General features: G+C 35.7%; 19 protein-coding genes and 1 pseudogene. 11 read left to right on the plus strand and 9 right to left on the minus strand.

Translation table 11 applies throughout. The annotated features are described in order from the left end of the window. Window positions 1–9: 9 nt before the first annotated feature. The 8 genes from I6760_RS02280 to I6760_RS02315 all read left to right on the plus strand — a co-directional run bounded on the left by I6760_RS02280 (window position 10) and on the right by I6760_RS02315 (window position 10,375). Window positions 10–1,062, plus strand: a complete 1,053-nt coding sequence (locus I6760_RS02280; protein WP_196592902.1) for an HNH endonuclease — start codon at window positions 10–12, stop codon at window positions 1,060–1,062. Between the two features lie 577 nt (window positions 1,063–1,639). Continuing rightward, the gene (locus tag I6760_RS02285) at window positions 1,640–2,566 is read left to right on the plus strand and encodes a DUF4268 domain-containing protein (RefSeq protein ID WP_196592903.1); all 927 of its coding nucleotides are present in this window, start codon (window positions 1,640–1,642) and stop codon (window positions 2,564–2,566) included. 316 nt (window positions 2,567–2,882) lie between these two features. After that, entirely contained in the window at window positions 2,883–3,890 is a 1,008-nt protein-coding gene (locus I6760_RS02290; protein ID WP_196592904.1) for a virulence RhuM family protein, read from the plus strand. 15 nt (window positions 3,891–3,905) lie between these two features. Next, window positions 3,906–4,142: a hypothetical protein gene (locus tag I6760_RS02295; RefSeq protein ID WP_196592905.1), complete on the plus strand. Its 237-nt coding sequence runs from the start codon at window positions 3,906–3,908 to the stop codon at window positions 4,140–4,142. A gap of 56 nt (window positions 4,143–4,198) precedes the next feature. Further along, complete coding sequence (locus tag I6760_RS02300) at window positions 4,199–4,606, plus strand: hypothetical protein (protein ID WP_196592906.1); 408 nt, start codon at window positions 4,199–4,201, stop codon at window positions 4,604–4,606. Window positions 4,607–4,807: 201 nt separating this feature from the next. Further along, complete coding sequence (locus tag I6760_RS02305) at window positions 4,808–5,683, plus strand: hypothetical protein (protein WP_196592907.1); 876 nt, start codon at window positions 4,808–4,810, stop codon at window positions 5,681–5,683. After that, window positions 5,684–6,922, plus strand: coding sequence for a site-specific DNA-methyltransferase (locus tag I6760_RS02310; protein WP_196592908.1), 1,239 nt, complete (start codon window positions 5,684–5,686; stop codon window positions 6,920–6,922). Window positions 6,923–7,399: 477 nt separating this feature from the next. Continuing rightward, complete coding sequence (locus I6760_RS02315; RefSeq protein WP_196592909.1) at window positions 7,400–10,375, plus strand: DEAD/DEAH box helicase; 2,976 nt, start codon at window positions 7,400–7,402, stop codon at window positions 10,373–10,375. Window positions 10,376–10,931: 556 nt separating this feature from the next. On the opposite strand, the gene ltrA is transcribed toward I6760_RS02315, so the two are convergent. The 6 genes and pseudogenes from ltrA to I6760_RS02345 form a co-directional block, all read right to left on the minus strand. Further along, window positions 10,932–12,314, minus strand: a complete 1,383-nt coding sequence (ltrA, locus tag I6760_RS02320; RefSeq protein WP_231036020.1) for a group II intron reverse transcriptase/maturase — start codon at window positions 12,312–12,314, stop codon at window positions 10,932–10,934. A 456-nt stretch (window positions 12,315–12,770) separates the two neighbouring features. Then, the gene (tnpB, locus tag I6760_RS02325) at window positions 12,771–13,127 is read right to left on the minus strand and encodes an IS66 family insertion sequence element accessory protein TnpB (RefSeq protein ID WP_196592910.1); all 357 of its coding nucleotides are present in this window, start codon (window positions 13,125–13,127) and stop codon (window positions 12,771–12,773) included. Next, window positions 13,117–13,440 carry an IS66 family insertion sequence element accessory protein TnpA gene (gene tnpA, locus I6760_RS02330; RefSeq protein ID WP_407947290.1) on the minus strand — a complete coding sequence of 108 codons (324 nt, stop codon included), beginning with the start codon at window positions 13,438–13,440 and terminating at the stop codon, window positions 13,117–13,119. The genes tnpB and tnpA overlap by 11 nt, the downstream gene beginning before the upstream one ends. A 262-nt stretch (window positions 13,441–13,702) precedes the next feature. Beyond that, the gene (locus I6760_RS02335; protein ID WP_196592912.1) at window positions 13,703–14,422 is read right to left on the minus strand and encodes a Fic family protein; all 720 of its coding nucleotides are present in this window, start codon (window positions 14,420–14,422) and stop codon (window positions 13,703–13,705) included. Window positions 14,423–14,442: 20 nt separating this feature from the next. Then, window positions 14,443–14,850 carry a helix-turn-helix domain-containing protein gene (locus tag I6760_RS02340; protein ID WP_196592913.1) on the minus strand — a complete coding sequence of 136 codons (408 nt, stop codon included), beginning with the start codon at window positions 14,848–14,850 and terminating at the stop codon, window positions 14,443–14,445. A 157-nt stretch (window positions 14,851–15,007) separates the two neighbouring features. After that, a pseudogene (locus I6760_RS02345) lies at window positions 15,008–15,537 on the minus strand (IS3 family transposase); the annotation flags it as partial. Window positions 15,538–15,676: 139 nt separating this feature from the next. Here I6760_RS02345 and I6760_RS02350 point away from each other — a divergent pair. Both I6760_RS02350 and I6760_RS02355 read left to right on the plus strand, forming a co-directional pair. Beyond that, complete coding sequence (locus I6760_RS02350) at window positions 15,677–16,372, plus strand: hypothetical protein (RefSeq protein ID WP_196592915.1); 696 nt, start codon at window positions 15,677–15,679, stop codon at window positions 16,370–16,372. After that, complete coding sequence (locus I6760_RS02355; protein WP_196592916.1) at window positions 16,359–16,829, plus strand: nucleotidyl transferase AbiEii/AbiGii toxin family protein; 471 nt, start codon at window positions 16,359–16,361, stop codon at window positions 16,827–16,829. Before I6760_RS02350 ends, I6760_RS02355 begins: the two co-directional genes overlap by 14 nt. A 126-nt stretch (window positions 16,830–16,955) precedes the next feature. Here I6760_RS02355 and I6760_RS02360 read toward each other — a convergent pair whose 3' ends face one another. The 3 genes from I6760_RS02360 to I6760_RS02370 form a co-directional block, all read right to left on the minus strand. Next, entirely contained in the window at window positions 16,956–17,582 is a 627-nt protein-coding gene (locus I6760_RS02360) for a DJ-1/PfpI family protein (protein ID WP_196592917.1), read from the minus strand. Beyond that, window positions 17,582–17,749 (minus strand): hypothetical protein, encoded by a 168-nt coding sequence (locus tag I6760_RS02365; RefSeq protein WP_196592918.1) that lies wholly within the window; start codon window positions 17,747–17,749, stop codon window positions 17,582–17,584. The genes I6760_RS02360 and I6760_RS02365 overlap by 1 nt, the downstream gene beginning before the upstream one ends. Before the next feature lie 176 nt (window positions 17,750–17,925). Then, window positions 17,926–18,750, minus strand: a complete 825-nt coding sequence (locus I6760_RS02370; RefSeq protein WP_196592919.1) for a helix-turn-helix transcriptional regulator — start codon at window positions 18,748–18,750, stop codon at window positions 17,926–17,928. A gap of 114 nt (window positions 18,751–18,864) precedes the next feature. On the opposite strand from I6760_RS02370, the gene I6760_RS02375 reads away from it, so the two are divergent. Beyond that, window positions 18,865–20,049 (plus strand): MFS transporter, encoded by a 1,185-nt coding sequence (locus tag I6760_RS02375; RefSeq protein WP_196592920.1) that lies wholly within the window; start codon window positions 18,865–18,867, stop codon window positions 20,047–20,049. The last annotated feature ends 23 nt before the right edge of the window (window positions 20,050–20,072 follow it).

Raw genomic sequence — 20,072 nt, forward strand, 5'->3', positions numbered from 1 at the left:
GGTGTATAAATGAAAGTCGGTATTAAAAAAGAAGTAGATTCAAACACGGTTCAATATTATGAGTCATTTTATGATGTGGTGCGTACGCCAGATTTTGATGAAAAGTCAAGATTATTAATACCAAATCATGGAATGAACACAATAGGATGTTCAAAAAACAAAATATGTAGGTTTTGCGGTAAAGGCGAAGATGAAGTGAATTTTAAGAAAATTGCACACGTGTTTCCAGAATCTATTGGTAATAATGCTTTAGCATCAAATTATGAGTGTGATGTTTGCAATCAATTTTTTGGTAATATTATTGAAAACGATTATGCTAATTTCTTTAGTCTCTATCATAGCATAATGCAGGTAGATGGCAAGAGTGGAATACCAAAATGTAGTTTTAAAATACCTTGCTTGATACGTACTAATGAATGTGCCAAGTATTGTGTGGATATTGATTTTAAAGATAGTATACCTTCTATTCGCAAATGTAGGGAAGTAAATGATCAGTATATAAAATGCATGAATAATTCAATGACTATTTCAAAACCAGTAGGAAAGCATTGTCCAATTGCGGTATTTAAAGCCATCGTTAAAATGGCAATTACAGTTATGCCAATTGAAGAAATACCGATTTTCTCTGATACAATAAAGTGGATTCTTAATCCAGAACATTCTAATCTGTATAACAATAAAAAATTACTTGTTAGATATAAAATGATTCCCGGATTCAATGTAACAAAATATCCGCATTATGTGTTGTTTAAACGAAAAAAGACTGTTTGGGATAAGCCATATATGCTCTTTAATTTGACATACGGATGTTTTTCATTATTTGTAGAAATACCAAGAAACAGTGATAACTGTCCGAATTCTGAATTTATAAACATTCCATTTCCAGAAATCCCTTTCTATACATCAACAGAAGGAACCTGGGATTTGTCGAAGAAAGATGGAGACAAGAACTTTAAACATAGTATAACTTTGTCTTTCGACAATATGAATGAATGCACCGAGGATGTCGAAATAAGGCAAGAAAAAGGGAAAAAACGAATAATGTTTAAATCAGAGTCATGATTATTGGAATACTAAAAAATTTTAACATAGGATGGATTTTGCACCCAATCGTTAACAGGGGTGTGCATTTGCACCCATTATCGTTAAATAATGCACCCCCTAAAGCCTTGGTGGGTGCATCGTTAAAAGGTTATTCGTTACATTGTATCATTTTGGGAACGGCAACAGAGCCTGCTATGGAATGACAACTTTGTGGAATACTGTTGACATATTCCCACAAAGCGATAAAATATCGTGGATATATTTCCACGGACGAGGGGTGTCGAAAATGTGGATTTGACATTCATTCACTCCTCTCGTTTCACGTCGAGAGTGTCTGCTTGATGTCAAGGGTTCAAAAGTAATGTCTAAAAAAGCCTTGAAATAAAGGTATTTCCGAGAATTGGAGGTCAAACTTCAGCTCTCGAATTTTTAGCTATACGCTAGGAACTAAACATATCCACTGACAAAATACCGTAGGGTTGAGTTGACAGGATTGTTAACGGTAAAGGACTATATCCTAGGGGAATCATTGCAAATGTTATGGAATGACTGTGTATAAATTACTTCATATGGTAGAAAGTGAGGAGATTTTTAAATGCCGACTTTGGGGAAACTGAGCGAGATAAAAGACTTGAGAACAGTATGGCCGCATGAGGCTTTAGATTTCACACCGTGGCTTGCTGATGAAGAAAACCTAGCTATGCTATCAGATACAGTGGGCTTGGAAATAACTCTGGATGAAACTGAGTCAAACGTGGGCGATTTTAATGTTGATATATACGCTACTGAAACAGGAACTGATAGAAAGATAATTATTGAAAATCAGCTTGAGGATACCGACCATGACCATCTTGGCAAGCTGATTACTTATGCTTCTGGCAAGTCTGCCGATGTCGTGATATGGGTTGTGAAACGTGCAAGAGAAGAACATCGTTCAGCTATTGAATGGCTGAATAATCACACAGATGAAAATATCGCATTCTTCCTTTTGGAAATTAAACTGTATCAAATTGGGAATTCAGATATCGCCGTAAAATTTGAGGTAATTGAAAAACCAAACGATTGGACGAAGGAAATCAAACGTCAAACAAGTAGTTCTGCTACACTTCAGGCCAGGTATGATTATTGGGTTGCGTTTAATGAACACGCATTTAATGATGAAGCGTTTGCAAGGGCATTTAACAGGAGAAAAGCTAGCACTGACCATTGGATGACACTAAGCGTTGGTTCTTCGGCTTGCCATATTAGCCTATTGCAAGTCAGGAAAGACAATACTCTTACGGTAGAATGGTATATTACTGACGACAAGGAATTATACCAGAAATTTTATGCACATAAGGCAGAAATTGAAACAGAAATGGGAATAGCCCTTGATTGGCGAGAACTGCCAGATAAAAAGGCAAGTAGGGTTATTATTACACATCCAGCTGAGTTTGATAACAAAGACAAGTGGTCAGAACAGTTTGAATGGGCGATGGATGTTGCAATGAAGATGAAAAAGGCCTTTAAGAAATATCTGTGATATTTTTAGAAAATCCGAGTGGAAGTCAAAATCTGATCGGCTTTTTTTGACCATATTCTTTGACCATATTCTTTGAATCAGCTGTATCATCAAATATTATAAAATATCATATAAAGAGGAGAAAGATAATAAAAATTATCGCGAATCAAAGTCGCTGGTGTTATAATAAAAAATATATATTTGTGTCTACATACATAAAGTGAGCGGCGATGAGAATGAGTAAAGACAACAGTATGGATGATAACTATATTAGTATCGATGAAGCTTGGTGTTGTGAATGCAAAGGTAATAAAGTTAGTGAGCGGAGGATAACTAAGTGGACAATCATGGAGATATTATTATTTATCAAACCGAAGATGGTCTGACAAAAATAGATGTAAATATGCAGGATGAAACTGTGTGGTTGACACAAGAGCAAATGGCGGAGTTGTTTCAAAGGGACAAATCTACGATTTCTCGGCATATAAAGAATATTTTTTCTGAAGGAGAGTTGGATGAAAAAGTGGTTGTTGCAGAATTTGCAACAACCAGTCAACATGGTGCTATAGAGGGGAAGACACAGAATAACATTACAAGGTTTTACAATCTCGATGTCATCATCTCCGTTGGCTATCGTGTAAAATCACAGCGTGGTGTGCAGTTCCGTATATGGGCAACAAATATACTGAAAGAGTACATAAAAAAAGGCTTTGCAATGGATGATGACCGTTTAAAAGAATTGGGCGGTGGTGGATACTTTAAGGAACTGCTGGAAAGAATCCGTGACATCCGAGCTTCTGAAAAGGTATTCTATCGGCAGGTGCTCGAAATTTATGCGACCAGTATCGATTACAATCCTACAGCAGCAGTTTCTATGCAGTTCTTCAAGCGAGTGCAAAACAAAATCCATTATTCTGTTTCAGGTGAAACTGCAGCGGAGGTCATCTATCATCGGGCGGATGCAGAGAAGGATTTCATGGGCTTGATGACTTTTTCAGGAGATGAGCCTACTTTGCGTGAGGCAAAGATTGCTAAGAACTATTTGGATGAAAAGGAACTAAGATCGATGGGACAGCTCGTCTCAGGTTATCTTGATTTTGCAGAGAGACAGGCTGAGCGTGAAATCAAGATGACCATGGAGGATTGGTCGAAGCATCTGGATGGAATTTTAACATCTACCGGTGAAAAACTTTTAACTGGAAACGGAAGTATTAGCCATAATCAGGCTATGAATAAAGCGCAGACGGAATACAAAAAATATGAAGCCAAAACACTTAGCAGTGTGGAGCGGGACTATTTTGATAGCATAAAACAGCTGGAGAAAAAGGCAAGTGGTAGAAGATAAAGAAGGTGATTTTTAGTGGTTGAAAAAAATAACAAGCTTCAAATCCGTAATAGTACCGTAGATTTCCTTGTGTTCACTATGGATGCGAAGGAAGACGGAATAGAAGTACGTGTACAGGATAATGATGTGTGGCTGACCCAAAAAGCAATTGGACAGCTTTTTAATGTGGATAGAAGTGTTGCAACAAAGCATTTAAAAAATATTTTTGACAGTGGGGAACTTGACGAAAATGGATGCAAGGCTCTGGACTGAGTTTTATTATAGTAAAGGCAATTGAATATAAGCAACAACATCCATCCACTGGCGTTATGTTTAAGGGAAAGATTATCCCTTATGATAATTCATTGCAACACCGCAATATTGTTATTGCTGAAACATTGGGTGTAATTGAAAACATAATTTTATTTAGTATTTCTAATTATTTTTTACGATTTACAAATGAATATAAAAAATACCATCAAATACAAACGTTACAGAATGATTGGTATGAATATGTGGAATATGGTACAACTAATCCATTAACAATTGTGTTGCAACGGAGTGGCTTTTCTCGTGAAACATCCACTTACATAAAGAAAAATAGGGATGAATATGTATTTACTATGAAAAACGGTGAGAAAAAAATAAGAAAATCAATTTTAGAATGCCATAATCAAAGTTTGAAAAGAGAAGCATTGGAAATTCAATATAATATGCCAGAATTATTTATAAGTTAAAGGTTATAAGTTAAATCAAGTTCATAAAAATTAATTTATATATAAGCAGAACCCAGAAATTAGAAAATTTGTTTGTAGAATGAATACCTAAAGGGTGTATCATAAATAATTTAGAAATTAGACAGCAAGTTCGTCAATGGCGTTAAAATCATATGAGTAATAAAAGAGATTCCCAAAACTATTATAATAGGAGTGGTACTAATGAGAAACTTTAGAGATTTTACCCCTCATGAACGACGTAATTATATAACTCTTTCTACAGGCGAGTATTATCCAGATATTTTAGAAGATGCTTGCAGGTTATATTCACCTGTATTAGAGATGTTTTCTAATATGTTAAGACGCTCAGAAAGTTCCTCAGCATTGCTTATGAATATATCTGAAGCGCCAAATCAATGGATGCGTATTCAGCTTTGTCGGGTGTTTAGGAAGTATGTTTCGCCAGAAACACCTGTTGAAATGTTAAAGAAAAAATCTCAGGCAGAGAAGATTTGTAAAGATTTTGGTGATGGATTTAGAGCAATACATATAGTGCAAGAACGCTTTGATATGCGGCCGCTTCCGGATGAGGCATTATGTGCTATTTTATGGGAATATAAAGATCGAGGCAAAAAAGGATACGACCTTACAGGTAAGTTTTTTGACTTGATTCAAAGCGAATTTCCACATTTGATTATTGAAGGACCACGTGGTGCTGGAGCAGATATTCAAGCAACATCTATTTGGAATGATTATCCTAATAAGAGTAGACCTTTGGACTTTGTTATTTATTCGAAAGATAAAAAATATATATATGCTGTTGGACTTGCTAGATATGATGGTGATAGAGGCGGGGCTCAGGAAGATGATAGAACCGGTGGATACAAAAATTGTGCTGATGAGATATTGGGATATGTACATACACATGATTTAAAAACAAAGGTAATTTTTTTAAATGATGGACCTGGATTACTGTTAGGTTCAATGTGGGATGATTATTCTAGTATAGAGGAACGTTTTCCGAATGAAGTTATAGTTATTACCTTACGCATGATAAACGAACGCTTGACAAAAGAGTGGTTGACAGGAGGAGAGTAAATGGCTACAGGCATACCGCCTAAAAAATATTTAAAACATAAGAAGATTTCCGTTTCCCTTACATATGAAGGAAAGGAGGATGTTAAAAGAATTTTATCATATCATAATAAGCCTTTTGATATACAAATACCTGTAAACGGTGATGGGGATAATCGCTTATTTTATGGGGATAATCTTGATGCTTTAAGCTATTTATTAAATAATGGATATCGAAAAAAAATAAAATTAATATATATAGATCCGCCATTTGCTACCTCTTCAAACTTTGTTAATCGCAAGCAAGAGCATGCGTATAGCGACGTACTTGATGGTGGAGAATATGTTGAGTTCTTGCGTAAGAGGATTGTATTTCTATATGAATTATTATCAGATGATGGATCGATTTATCTTCACTTAGACAATAAAATGGTTTTTACTATGAAATTAGTCATGGATGAAGTTTTTGGAGAAAGTAATTGTCGGGCATTTATTACGAGGAAGAAGTGCAGTACAAAAAATTATACTAAAAATACTTATGGAAATATTTCTGATTATATATTATTTTATTCTAAATCCAATAAGTATACATGGAATCGTCCATACGATCCATGGGAGTATGAAAAAATGATTGAACAATATCCTTATGTTGATGAAAGGACAGGGAGACGATACAAAAAGGTTCCAGTTCATGCACCTGGTATCAGAAATGGAGAAACAGGAAAAGAATGGCGTGGTAAGATGCCACCACCTGGTAAACATTGGCAATATACACCTGATAAATTAGATAAATTTGATGCTGCAGGAGAAATTTATTGGAGTCCAACAGGAAATCCAAGGCGGATGGTTTTTTGTGATCCACAAAAAGGTATTCCAGTACAAGATATTTGGTTAAATTATCGTGACTCAATTAATCAGGCACAAAAAACGACGGGATATCCGACAGAGAAAAACTTAAATATGCTCAAGTTAATAGTGCTGGCTTCATCTGATCCTGGAGATTTAGTTCTTGATTGCTTTGCTGGCAGTGGAACAACTTTAGGGGCAGCTTTTGAAAATAATCGATATTGGATTGGTGTAGATAATAGTATTGAAAGCATAAAAGCGATTATGAAACGTTTTACAGATGGATTAGATATTTATGGTAATTATGTTAATAATCAAGAATATGTAAAGTCTACTTTAGATTTTATGGGCAAATGTTCGTTTAGTATTATAACATCGAAGGAAAATGAAAAAAACATTAGTGATTTATGCATATAAAAAATGAGCTAAATAAAATCCATTTTAAAGAATATATCTGTATATCTTATATGGAGTAGAAAATTGAGTTTTAAAATTATCTGATTGATGATTTTTTGAAAGAATTCTAAATCTGTCGATCTCTTAGTGCTAAAGGATATCCTTATGATAACGTGGTAACAGAAGCTAAATTTAAAATTATATAAAGTAAAAATTCGATGATAGTATAGATTTATGTCTGCACCCCTTTATATGCTACATTCATGAAAACTTAAATGAAAATCCTAATCTTCCAGCTATGCTGGGGAGAATGGAATAAATCGTAATGTTACATCCGTGGAATTTGGAAACCCAATGATACGTGGTGCTTGTGAGTTAGTAGAAATTATATATGATTGTATCAAATACTGTTAATAAATGGAAAAATTTATAGTAATAAAAAACTGATTTTTATTGAATTTGTTAGTGATATTCTAGCATTATAAGGAGGCGGCATGGATGGATATTATTGAGAAAAAGTTTCAGAATAATTTGTTTGCAGGAATACAATCTAATGGTGTATATTTACAACCTGAACAGATTGTTGGAACATGGGGGAATGGCATTCATGATGGTAAATTACGTCCTGCGCAAATTGGGGCTGTGTGTGCTATAAAGTCTCGTTGGACAATAAAAGGGAATAATTCAACAATCGTCATGCCAACTGGAACTGGGAAAACAGAGACCATGTTAGCAGTAATAGTTGCTGGAAAAATTTTAAGATCTCTTGTTGTTGTACCGTCTGATTTATTGCGCTCACAGCTATACGAAAAATTTAAAAATTTTGGCATTCTTTATCAGATTGGTGTATTAGATGATGATATTAAGACGCCGAATGTTTTGAAGTTAGAACATTCTACGAAAAATTTTGATGAATTTAAGCAGGCGATACTTCAATCGAATGTTATTATATCAACCATGTCGTTATTACAGCATTTATCATCACAGCAGGTGAATTTTTTAGCAGATAATGTTAATTTATTTATGGTGGATGAAGCGCACCATATTGCTTCTAGAACATGGGCTAATACAAAAAAATGGTTTTTAACAAATAAAATTCTACAATTTACAGCTACGCCTTTTCGTGAAGACGGAGAAAAAGTAGATGGAACAATTATATACAATTTCCCATTATCTCTTGCTCAGGAGCAAGGATATTTTAAAAAAATCCAATTTGTATCAGTTGAAGAATATGATGACAGAAAAAGTGATCTGGCGATAGCAACAAAAGCGGTTTCACTTTTGAAAAAAGATATACAAGCAGAATATAAGCATATTTTGCTTGTAAGAGGAAATACGATTACTAGAGCCAATGAACTTTTTAAAATATACAACAAGAAGTTTTCACAGTATCATCCTGTCTTAATTACAAATAAACAATCCAAAAAGGAGCAACAAGAAAATCTGTTGCTATTAAAATCATTAAAATCTAAAATTCTGGTTTGTGTTGATATGTTTGGGGAAGGAATTGATATTCCAAATTTAAAAATTGCAGCTATTCATGATAAATATAAATCAATGCCAATAACATTGCAATTTATAGGACGTTTTGCAAGAGCGGCAGATGGGGTTGGTAGTGCTAAAATTGTAGCTAATATTGCTGACGATAATATCGTGGAGGCAATAGAGGATCTTTATTCGCAGGATGCTGATTGGAATAAGTTATTGCCACTTAAGGCCGATGAATTTATTGATAGCGAGATATCTTTACAAAAAATGGTTAGTGGTTTTCAAGGTAATGGGATAGACAAACTAAATATTTCCCAAATAAGAACGAAGGTTAGCATGATTGCTTATAAGACTGTTGGTAAACAATGGCATCCTGATAATTGGATTCATATATTTAGTAGCGACAGTTGTAGACGCTTTATTAATCAAAAAGAAAAAATAATGATTATCGTAGAACCAACGGAAATTGGTGTAAAATGGACTAATCAGAAAGATTTTAATGATTTGGAATGGCATTTGTATATTATATATTGGAATTGTGAGAAAAATGTAGTTTTTCTTAATGCAACAGATAAGTCTAAAGGATATCGTTTAATCAAGGCTATTTTTGATGTAGAGCCGAAAACAATTAAATCTGATATAGTTTTCCGTAGCTTTAGCGGTATCAAACGATTGATGTTAGGAACAGTTGGCCTTAATTCAGCTATTGATGGACCTGTACGGTATAAAATGTTTGCAGGGATAGATGTTGCGGAAGGAATATCTGAATCACAAAAAGCTAATTGTGTTAAGTCCAATCTATTTGGGAACGGATATAATGGTAAAGGACGCATTAGCATAGGGGCATCATATAAAGGTACAATTTGGTCACGTTGGATAGAAAGCATTGATTTTTGGAAAAATTGGTGTAATCAGATTATTGATAAGGTACTTGATGTAAATATCGATGTTAAGGATATATTAAAAGGAGTTCTTACACGACAAATAATAAAAAAGTTACCTTCAAGACCACCTTATCGGATTGATTGGCCATTTAGATTAGAGAACGAATGTAATGAAAATTTGTGGTTATCTAATACAGTAATAGATATTCCATTTTATGAAAGTAGTATTGAGTTGTGTTATAACGAAATTACTGATGAAAAAATAGTATTCAAAGTTTATACAGACGCGTTTGAGGAAAAAATTTCTTTTGTGATAGAACCTGATGGTGAAAAATTATCTAGTATTTCTAACACAAAATTATTAATAAAAAACCGTCGTGAAAGCAAATCTTTGCTGGAGTTTTTTCGGGAGAATTATCCGATAATTTGGTTTACTGATGGTTCATCACTACAAGGAAATAGTTATGTAAAAGTGCCAACCGATCAGCGTATACGTTTTCCTAAAAGTAATATTATTCAGAGAAGTTGGCCTAGCACGATGGATATTACAGTGGAATCTCAATTGGATAAGGCAACTCATGCTAAGAAACCGGAATCTATACAATATTGTATGATTGATATACTGAAAAATATGAATAAATATGAAATCATTTTTGATGATGATGGAGCAGGAGAAATAGCAGATATCGTTGCGATATATGAGGATCAGGGAAATCATATGGTAGTATTTGATTTATTTCATTGTAAATATGCTCATGCTAAAAAAACAGGAGCACGAGTTAGTGATTTATATGAGGTTTGTGGGCAGGCTGAAAAATCTATAACATGGGCACAGCAATTAACTATGCTATTGGAGCGTATGAAATATCGAGAAAGGCAACGTAGCACTACAGCTAATCCGTCAAGATTTGAGGTCGGTAATTTGCATGAATTATCTATAATGCATAAAAAAGCATTAAGGAAAAAAATGAAAATGAACATTTATATTGTTCAACCAGGAGTGCAAGCAGATAAAATAACACAAGATATGGATTATATCTTATCTACAGCTCATTCATATTGTATGGATACATTTGGAATTGATTTGAAATTAATATGTTAGGTTAGTAATATTAAATACAACATAAGTAGTGCCATTTCAGGGTTAAACTGGACATATTCCCAAGAACGGATAAAAGCACAAAATGCCGTGGACTTGTTTCCGAGGACGAATGGGTGTTAAAAACACACTGAAAATACATCCGAAACATCAAAATGAGCTCTTGGAACCACGTCGAGGCTGTAGCATTGATACAACGCCGTACTATGTAGAAATCCTTAATTTCCGGTACTTCTACCGCCATTGCATATTTGTAAAAAAAGATGGTTTTGAACGCAAAAAGGTCATTAAGGACTACATCAATGTCTCGGTAGTTATCAACCTAGTATGAGTAGACACAAGAAATCACCTATTTTGTCGGAAGCAAAGATTTTCATTCTACAATAAATAATGAGTTTATTAATTATTAGACGTTCAATATTCGTATTGGGCGTCTTTTTGTATATGAGAAGTAAGCGCTTAATAAAACAATGGAATCGAGTAGGAGGTCACTCATTAATTGAATGACCGACCTCTCACACCACCGTACTTACTGTTCAGTATACGGCGGTTCAATAATTTAACGTGAATGAAACATCTCATATTTCTTGGCTATATTCATATAACCAAGCGACTCAAGATATTTATCTGTTAGTGTTTTGCCTAATATTGGACTGTTTGCGATGCGCCAGTACCCCAGTCTTGTATTGGCATACTCCCACGCCTTGCCTTTGTACAATCCTAATCGATTCAGATTTTTAAATCTCGCGGAAATTTTCTTCCACTGTTTCCACAGATACATTCTCAATCTACGCCTAATCCACTGGTTTAAATCTTGTATTCTGCTGCGCATATCGCTTATGGAAAAGTAATTAAGCCAGCCTATTGTATAATTTTTTAATTCAAGCAAGATGCTTTCTATTGACCGGCCGCGACTGCGGCCGGTTATTTCTTTCACCTTTTGCTTGAATTTCCGGATTACATTTTGGTGTGGCCTGATTCCTATTTTCCCTACTACTTTGTGCAGAGAAAATCCTAAAAACTTTTCCCGCAATGGGCTGCCTATTTTACTTTTCTTCCGGTTGACTTTTAGTTTCAGTTTTCCTTCAAGATAGTTTATACAGCTCTCCATTACACGTTTTGCCGCTCTTGGCGTTTTTACATAGATGTTACAGTCATCGGCGTATCTTACAAATTTATGTCCCCTGCTTTCTAGCAGTTTGTCAAATTTTGTAAGATAGATGTTAGACAGTAATGGTGACAGGTTTCCTCCCTGCGGCGTTCCTGCCATTGTCGGGCTTATTATTCCGCCTTCCATTACTCCGCTCTTTAAATATTTTCGGATGAGTGCTATTGCGCGCTCATCCTGTATTTCTTCTCGGAGCATGTTTATGAGCATGTCATGATTTACCGTGTCAAAGTACTGTGCAAGGTCAAGGTCCACTATTTTAGTGTATCCTTCTTTATAATAGGCTTCCGCCTGTTTTATGGCCAGGTGCGCACTCTTTCCCGGTCTGAATCCATAACTGTTGTCTGAGAATGTCTGTTCGAAAATTGGCTGTAGTACCTGCATTATTGCTTGTTGTATTACTCTGTCCAGTACTGTTGGTATGCCAAGCTTTCTTTTCCCTCCGTCTGGCTTAGGTATTTCTACCCGCCGTACCGGCTGTGGTTTATATTTCCCGTTCTTTAGCGATTCAAGGAATTCTTCCTTATGTTCTTTTAACCATCCGTACATTTCGTCAACTTTCATGCCATCTACTCCGGCTGCGCCTTTCTTTCGCTTTACCCTGAGATAGGCTTCATTGAGATTTGCCGGACTTAGGATTATTTCTAACAGGTTCACACGGTTCTTTGTTGCAGTTCCCAGCGATGTCATGCTCTGCGCTCCCTTGCTACTATCTGTTTCCAACATACCCTTACAAGGGCAGTCCATTTTATTGGTTTTCTGCTTTCTTTGCATGACTTCTCCTCCCTCTGCCCAAGAACGCTATTATTGTTCGGTCCTTCCTGGATTTCTTCCAGTACTATGACCTCAGCTGACTTCTCACGATAAATCTTATTTCAACCATGTTTCAATTTTATTTCTGCATGTCCGCGAGACCTCCCCGGGTAAGAACGCAGTCTTTCTCTCCATCCATCTGCCACATTTACAGGATTGGCCTCGAATAGTTTTGGGCTTTGGTTTGTCTAGCAACCTTACCCGGTTACTCCTGCCTTATATGTGATTTCTGTTCGTCAGACCAGAGATTTGCCGCTGGCTTCCTTTAGATTCCACCTCGCGATGGACACCCTTGCCTTAAGCTATGTGCTTGGCACTATTAACCTGCACTCGGGACTTTCACCCGTTAGACTGCGCCCATGCCGGGCACACTAGCAGAAAGACCGGTAAATTCATAGCAATTTATGAATTTACCGGTCATATACAATTTTTAGCGGTTATTTTCTTTACAGCTTTAGGCTGGTTTATGCATAAACCTTCCAGCAGCCAGCGTAATTGCTGCCGGCTTAAATCCAGTACTTCTTCAGGTGTATCCGGCCACTGGAATTTGCCATTTTCCAGCCGTTTATATAAAAGGACAAAACCGTCACCTTCAAATAATAATGCTTTAAGCCGGTCGTGTTTCCTGCCGCTGAATAAAAACAAACTCTTGTCAAACGGATCCATCTTGAATTTTTGCTGTACTAAACAGCAAAGACCATCTATTGACTTTCTCATATCCGTATGACCACAGGCTATATAAATATGTTCTACTGAAGATATGTCACCGAGCATACTTCTGTTCCATTTTTATAAATAACGCCAGCGTTTCTTCCAGATATTGAGGGCGTATATTATCCCGTGTTTCCAAGCAAAAATCACCATAGCGAATGATGATTTTTGCTGGAACAGCTGCTGATTTTAACGAGCAGGCACCCGAAATATTAACAGGAACAATAGCACCTACTAAAGACTTAGCTGCTTCATTACGGATTATTTTCTGCCAATAATAATAACTTTTTACGTTTAAACCATACTTTTCACAAAAAGATTTTACTGTAAGATTGCTGCCCGCTCGCTCTTTCAAATACTTCCGCCATTGCTGCAAACGATATTGTCTTGTTAATTCTTTAGTACTTATGAGAAAATCCCCCTTTAGACTTTTTCGAGTTTTTCGAGTTTTTCGACCTGCTTTGAAAACTCTAAAGAAATTATCTCATGTTTGAGGTATGTTTTATAGCCACTGCTTTATTTTGCGGTTACTATGAGAAAACCACGCGATGTGTCCTGCTTTGGTTTAATTATCTTTTTATGGTAACCATTTTTCACTGTTTGCTTCTGGATTGATACGAGAGCCTGGCGGGACGGTTTTACTTCTGGAAAATGTTTTGGACGACAAATTCTTGCTCGTTTTCATGAACAAAAGCTTGGATGCGTTCTATTTCTTTTTGTTGCAGTCCCTTTGAAAAATTGATAAGTCCCGCTAAGTTTTCCGTATTGAGATAGTTGATGTATTTTTTCTTTTCTTCTACAGGAATGACAATGGGCGGCACTTTCATCTGAAGGCAGCTATAGACCATTAAAGCCCGTCCAACGCGCCCGTTTCCGTCTGGAAAAGGATGAATGTGTTCAAACTGGATATGCTGCCGACAGATTCCCTCTACCATTTCATCATTGCTTTTGGCCTGTTCTAATTGATACTTCAAATTTTGCCGCCAATTTTCTAGCTCGGTTGGTACAAGGTAAGGAGGTATTGTCTCAAAGTTAGCTCCAACAATCATGTTCTGGCGAACTTTAAATTTACCCGGAACGGATTCAATTGCTTCATGACAAAGAATCGCATGTATAGATTGAATATATTCCAGAGAGATTTCTGTTTTAAGCCTTAAATCTTCCAGCATTTTAGGGACATACGTTTTGTAATTTAATACCTCATGGAGTTCACGCATATCCATAGGCCGTGGCACGTAGCCATCAATCAGAATGCTTTTCGTTTCACCCTGGGTAAGGCTGTTTCCTTCAATGGCAGTACTGTGGTGAGCCATTCTTACCATAAGGTCATTAAAATAATCTTGCGATAAATACAACATTTGATCGTCTCCTTTCCCAATTATTTAGAATCAGATTTCTTTAGCGATTTGGCATACAGCTCAAGCCATTGACGGCAAAAACGTAATTCTTCATAGGAAAGAGAACCCAAAATTTTATTGATTTGAATTTTTTCCCAGTTTAACGCAGTATTGGTCACCGTTATTTCTGATAGTTCTTTTTTAGGTGTTTCCCCATAAAGCAACCAATAGAGATCAAAGCCCATTTTCCCGATTTTTTGTATGATATCGGCCGACGGCATGCCTCTATCAAGTTCAATGGCCGAAAGAGCAGATTGACTGATGCCTAATTCTTTGGCAAATTCCGTTTGTGATTTATCATAGTAGCCGCGCACCACACGGATTCGCTGCGCTAGGGTTTCTTTATTCATTTGTTTTAGATCATCTATCTTTTTTTGCGGACGATTCATCAAAGACTACCTCACAATTATCAGATATGTGGTAAACATAAATATATTTTACCACATATAGAGTAAAAAGGAAGTGTATACTTTGAAAAAACTCTTTATTGCCAAAAACCCGGATATAAGGAAGGCACTGGATTGTCAACACTTTGTCGAACACTTTTTATAAGGTCAATTTTCTAAATTCCACCGGAGTCATATAATTTAATGATCCATGAATTCTATTATTGTTAAACCATTTCACATAACTCTTTAATTCGTACCGCAACTGGCTCAAACTGTCAAAATTGCGTCCATAAACAAATTCCGTTTTAAATATTTTTAACGTCGCCTCGGCAACAGCATTGTCATACGGACACCCCTTCATACTCAAAGATCGTTTAATTTCAAATGTAGTGATTACTTTTTCAAGCAGTTCATTTTTAAATTCACTGCCTCTGTCTGAGTGAAATATTTGGATTTTTCGCAAATCTGTTTTTACTGTTGCAAAGGCATCATATACCAATTGAGCATTTTTATGCACGCCAGCACTATAACCAATAATTTCCCGGTTAAATAAATCTACCAGCACACACGCGTAATTTCATTTGTAGTTTACTCTAACATATATCAAATCACTTACAACTACAGATAAGGCCTCTGACCGTTAAATTCCCGGTTCAATTCATTCTTTACAGGATCTTCATTGTATTTTTGAATTTGGAAAGTTGTGCTATTTACTGCGTTGTGGACAGGCAATCTTCTCGTTGATGTTGAATTGAAGAGTAAAAATCAATTTTACTTGATAAAAATTAATACATCTGGTTATACTGAAAGTGTGGAGGTGATATAGATGATTAACTATTCGAAATATGTGGAAGAGCTAATTCTGAAGCAGGAAGAAAATAAAATCATAGAAGCTGGAACTTTTTACCGCGAGTCTGTAATGGATGTTCCGGCACAAACATATTATAAAATAATTACGCGATTGGTAAAGCATGGGAAACTTGTGCATTTGACAAAGGGAGTGTATTATCGTCCCAAGCAATCTAGATTTGGTCTGGTGACAATCAGTGATAATGAAATTTCAAAACATTATGTAGCCAATAATAGCGGTATGGTAATAGGATATCAGCTGTATCATCAAAAAGGATTGACCACGCAAATTGCAAAAAAACTGGAGATATTATCCACTGCATTGAATGAAGAAAAGAAAAATATTCGTAATGTCATAATACGTAAGCTGAATATGACATTAAATTCAGAGGTCATTTCTATAATTGAAATGCTAGAAATTCTTCAAAATTACGATAAAATAGAAGAAATAAATTATCGTAGGCTGCTTGAATACATGAAGGAATTTGCTAATGAATATTCTGAGCAAGCAGTGGAGTACGTTTTAGCACATCGAAAATATAAAAAATCGACGTTGGCATTTTTGGAAAGAGTTCTAAGTAATTTTCATGTAAAAAATAACATACGAAAATTTCTATCTCCTGTATCTAAGTATGCCATTCCAAGCATGAAGGAAATATATGGAGGAAAATAATTTATATGATGCTGTTGCAGAATTTGAATTGGAACCAATTTCTATAAATACACTAGCCATAGAGCGGACTTTTCTTGATAAGGTGATGGCTGTAAAAAGGCATGCGATTTGTGGAACATTGGTTAATAAAGTTCGTCACATCTATGATGTAACAGCACTTTTTAAACGAGAGGATATTCAGCGCTTTTTGAGTAATGCGCCAGAGTTAAAAAGGCTGCTTGAGCTTACAAAGACTACGGACGGATTTTACCTGCAGAAGCGCAATATTGATAAAGATTATAACCCAGTTGGTAAATATGATTTTTCTTCGTGGAAGCACTGTTTTGATGATGCTATTCACCGCAGATATGAATCGTTGCATGAGGATTTACTCTATACAAATCAAAATCAGGAATTTAATCAGGCAGTTAATACGTTTGAACAGTTAGACCATATCTTTGAAGGTATCGGTGAATGATGAGAAAGATTGTAGCATAAAGATTATAGCTCGAGACGTTATCCGTGGACATGTTGCACCGATTAAGACAAAACGAACTGATTTTCCTGCTTCTAATGAAAAATTTCTAGTTTATTATAAAAAAGTCTATTCTAAATAATAACCTTTTTTATATAAATCAAACCATTCAATTGCCTGTTTTTCATTCTCTAACATATTCATTTTGATTAATATTTCTCGTACAAATTCCAAAGCTGCGGTTCCATTGGCAGTTATTATATTATGATCGGTTACTGCTTGTTTCTCTTTAAAATACCCGGTCCCTTTGTATAATGGAGCTTTTTCCTGTAGATATTCAACTGTATTACCAGTGTGAACAATACTATCTAAATAGCCGTTATCTGCTAAAAATGTAACCCCGTCGCAAATTGCTGCAACTAAGATGTCAGATGATAAACACTTGTTTATAAAGTCATTGATCTTGTTGCTCATATCAGAATCGTATCGTCCCAGGTTGTATCCTCTTATTAAGTTTCTGTTGCCCCAGCCAATACCACCAATTAATATAAATGCAGACAGCGTGCTAAAATCGTGAAAAGAGTCTAGAGAATAATCTATATTAGTAGAGATATTACCTTGTGAAATAACCGGTGAATCGTTTAAGGAAATTGTTTGAACGCAATATCCTAATTCAGCTTTATTTAACTTAGCACTTGCATATTCCGATTCCCAATCCGCATAACCTTCTAATAAAAAAAGCAAAATTTTTTTCATCAAAGATCTCTCCTCCACATTGTGTAGTTATAATAAGAACTATTTATATCCGACATTTTTCTTGGAACAAGATCAGGGCTGGCGTGAATATGGGTGTCAATAGCTCCTTGAAGAAGAGCTTCAACAATATCATCCGTCACTGGTGTACGTTTGGCATTCGTTTTCATAGGATATGTTCCTCACTTTCATGATTCATTGTTTTTATTCTCATTTTGGTACACTACCAATACTTTCCCATAACATATCAAATTCCTGGATTTTATGCATCTTGCAGGCACTAATAAACGAAATGCGTGATCCTGCGATAGTGACCAAAATTCCTAAGCTATGAGGTTATTCCTTATTAGTTCAATAATATTTTCATCTTATCTACCGTATCCGTTGCTTTTTCCGGTGTATTAATATATATTTTAAAATTATTTTCCGGTGTTAAAAATACCGTATGCTCAAATGATAATTTACCGACCTGCGGATGATTGATTATTTTACGTATTTCTTTTTCCGCTGCCACATCATACAATTGCCACCACTTAGCAAACGCCGTACTTTTTACTTCTAAATCACCGATAAACTTTTTAAGCCAGATGTCGTTTACAGTATCAGCACATTCAGCGCGAAAAACAGCCAGCATTCTTTTGGCCTTTTTTTCCCAATTAGCAAAACGACTTTGATATTCTTCGTTGGTAAACATCAATTTTAATATATTTCTTTCGACAATATCAATGTCCGCAAAATTAATAAATACAGTTTCTGCCGCCTTATTCCAAGCTATTACATTCCAATATTTATCAATCATTGTTGCCGGTGAATAATTAAGGCTGTCTAGAAAATTTTGGTACATAGTATCGGCTTTTACAACCGCTTCTAATTTTTTTTCCTGTTTTAACTGCGCTAATTCAAAAATATACGCTGTTTCATGACTATCAAGCAATAATGCTCGGGCTACACTTGCCAATACACTATCAGATACACTTATCTGCCGCCCCTGTTCCAGCCATGTATACCATGTAGTCCCTATTCCCGCCAGCACAGCGACTTCTTCCCGCCGCAGTCCCGGTGTGCGCCGTCGTCCGTTATCGGGCAATCCTACCTGCGATGGACGTATTTTTTCCCGCCGTGATTTTAAAAAATTTCCTAATTCTTTATTTTTACCAATATTATTACTCATAACGCTCCTAAAAATATGCTGTTAGTATTTATACTATGATAATTAAACATCTTGTACTATGATAAATTTATTGTATATTTATATAAAGAAAATAGCAATAGCAAAGGAGTTTTTATGAATACTACTAATTACATTTCGGTCCCAGCAACAGCCGAAAAAAACAGCCTTACTAATTTATTATTAATAATAATGTCAATTGCTGCCGGTATTTCTGCAGCCAGCCTTTATTATATGCAGCCCTTACTGGCACAAATAGCCGCCTATTACAATATCAATCCGGCTAATGCCGGTCTCATCGTAACCTTAACCCAAATAGGTTTTGCTCTAGGTATACTGTTACTGCTTCCCTTAGCTGACATTTTAGAAAAACGGCGTTTTATTGTTATAATGTCAACTTTAGCTGGCATAGCTTTATTAACTTTATATATTTCGCCTAATCTGTATTTAATGACCGTTGCCGCTTTATTTATCGGTTTTACTTCTGTTATTCCTCAGCTTTTAATTCCACTTGGTGCCCAACTGGCCAAGCCACAAAAACGTGGCAGCGCTATCGGCTCTATTATGAGCGGTATATTGATCGGCATACTATTATCACGTGTTTTCAGTGGCTATATCGCTCAATTCTATAATTGGAAAACCATTTATATAATAGCTTCTTTTATCATGTTTATTCTAGCAGTAATACTGCGTTTCACTCTGCCCCGTTCACCTGCCCTTAACAAAATTAAATATTCACAATCGTTATTATCAATATTTACTGTTATAAAAAATTATCCAGCCCTGCGACAGGCTTCTATTATTGGTGCTATGGCTTTTTTTGCCTTTAGTATTTTTTGGACTACACTTACATTTCAATTACATGATTATTATCAACTTAATTCCAGTTATGCCGGTTTATTTGGTCTTATTGGTGTCATTGGCGCCGCCTCAGCTCCATTTTTTGGTCGTATTGCCGATAAAAAAGGCACCCGTTTTACTGTTGGAAGCAGCATTTTAGTCATTATTATTTCCTATCTTATTTTTCTGCTGTGCGGCTACACTTTATGGGGATTAATCATCGGCTTAATTTTACTCGATATCGGTGTTCAGTGCTGCAATGTCAGCAATCAAACCCGCATTCACCAATTAAATGAAAATGCCCGCAGCCGTATTACGGCAGTATATATGATTACCTTTTTTGTCGGCGGTGCACTTGGTTCCTTCAGCGGTGCCTGGGCTTATCAGCATTATAGCTGGACAGGCAGCTGCCTATTGGCATTACTTACACAAATAATTGCTCTAATTCGTTTTATTAAATAAAAAGCATCTACTATTAAAGTAGA

This window comes from Pectinatus sottacetonis (assembly GCF_015732155.1).
GTDB classification, from domain to species: Bacteria; Bacillota; Negativicutes; order Selenomonadales; family Selenomonadaceae; genus Pectinatus; species Pectinatus sottacetonis.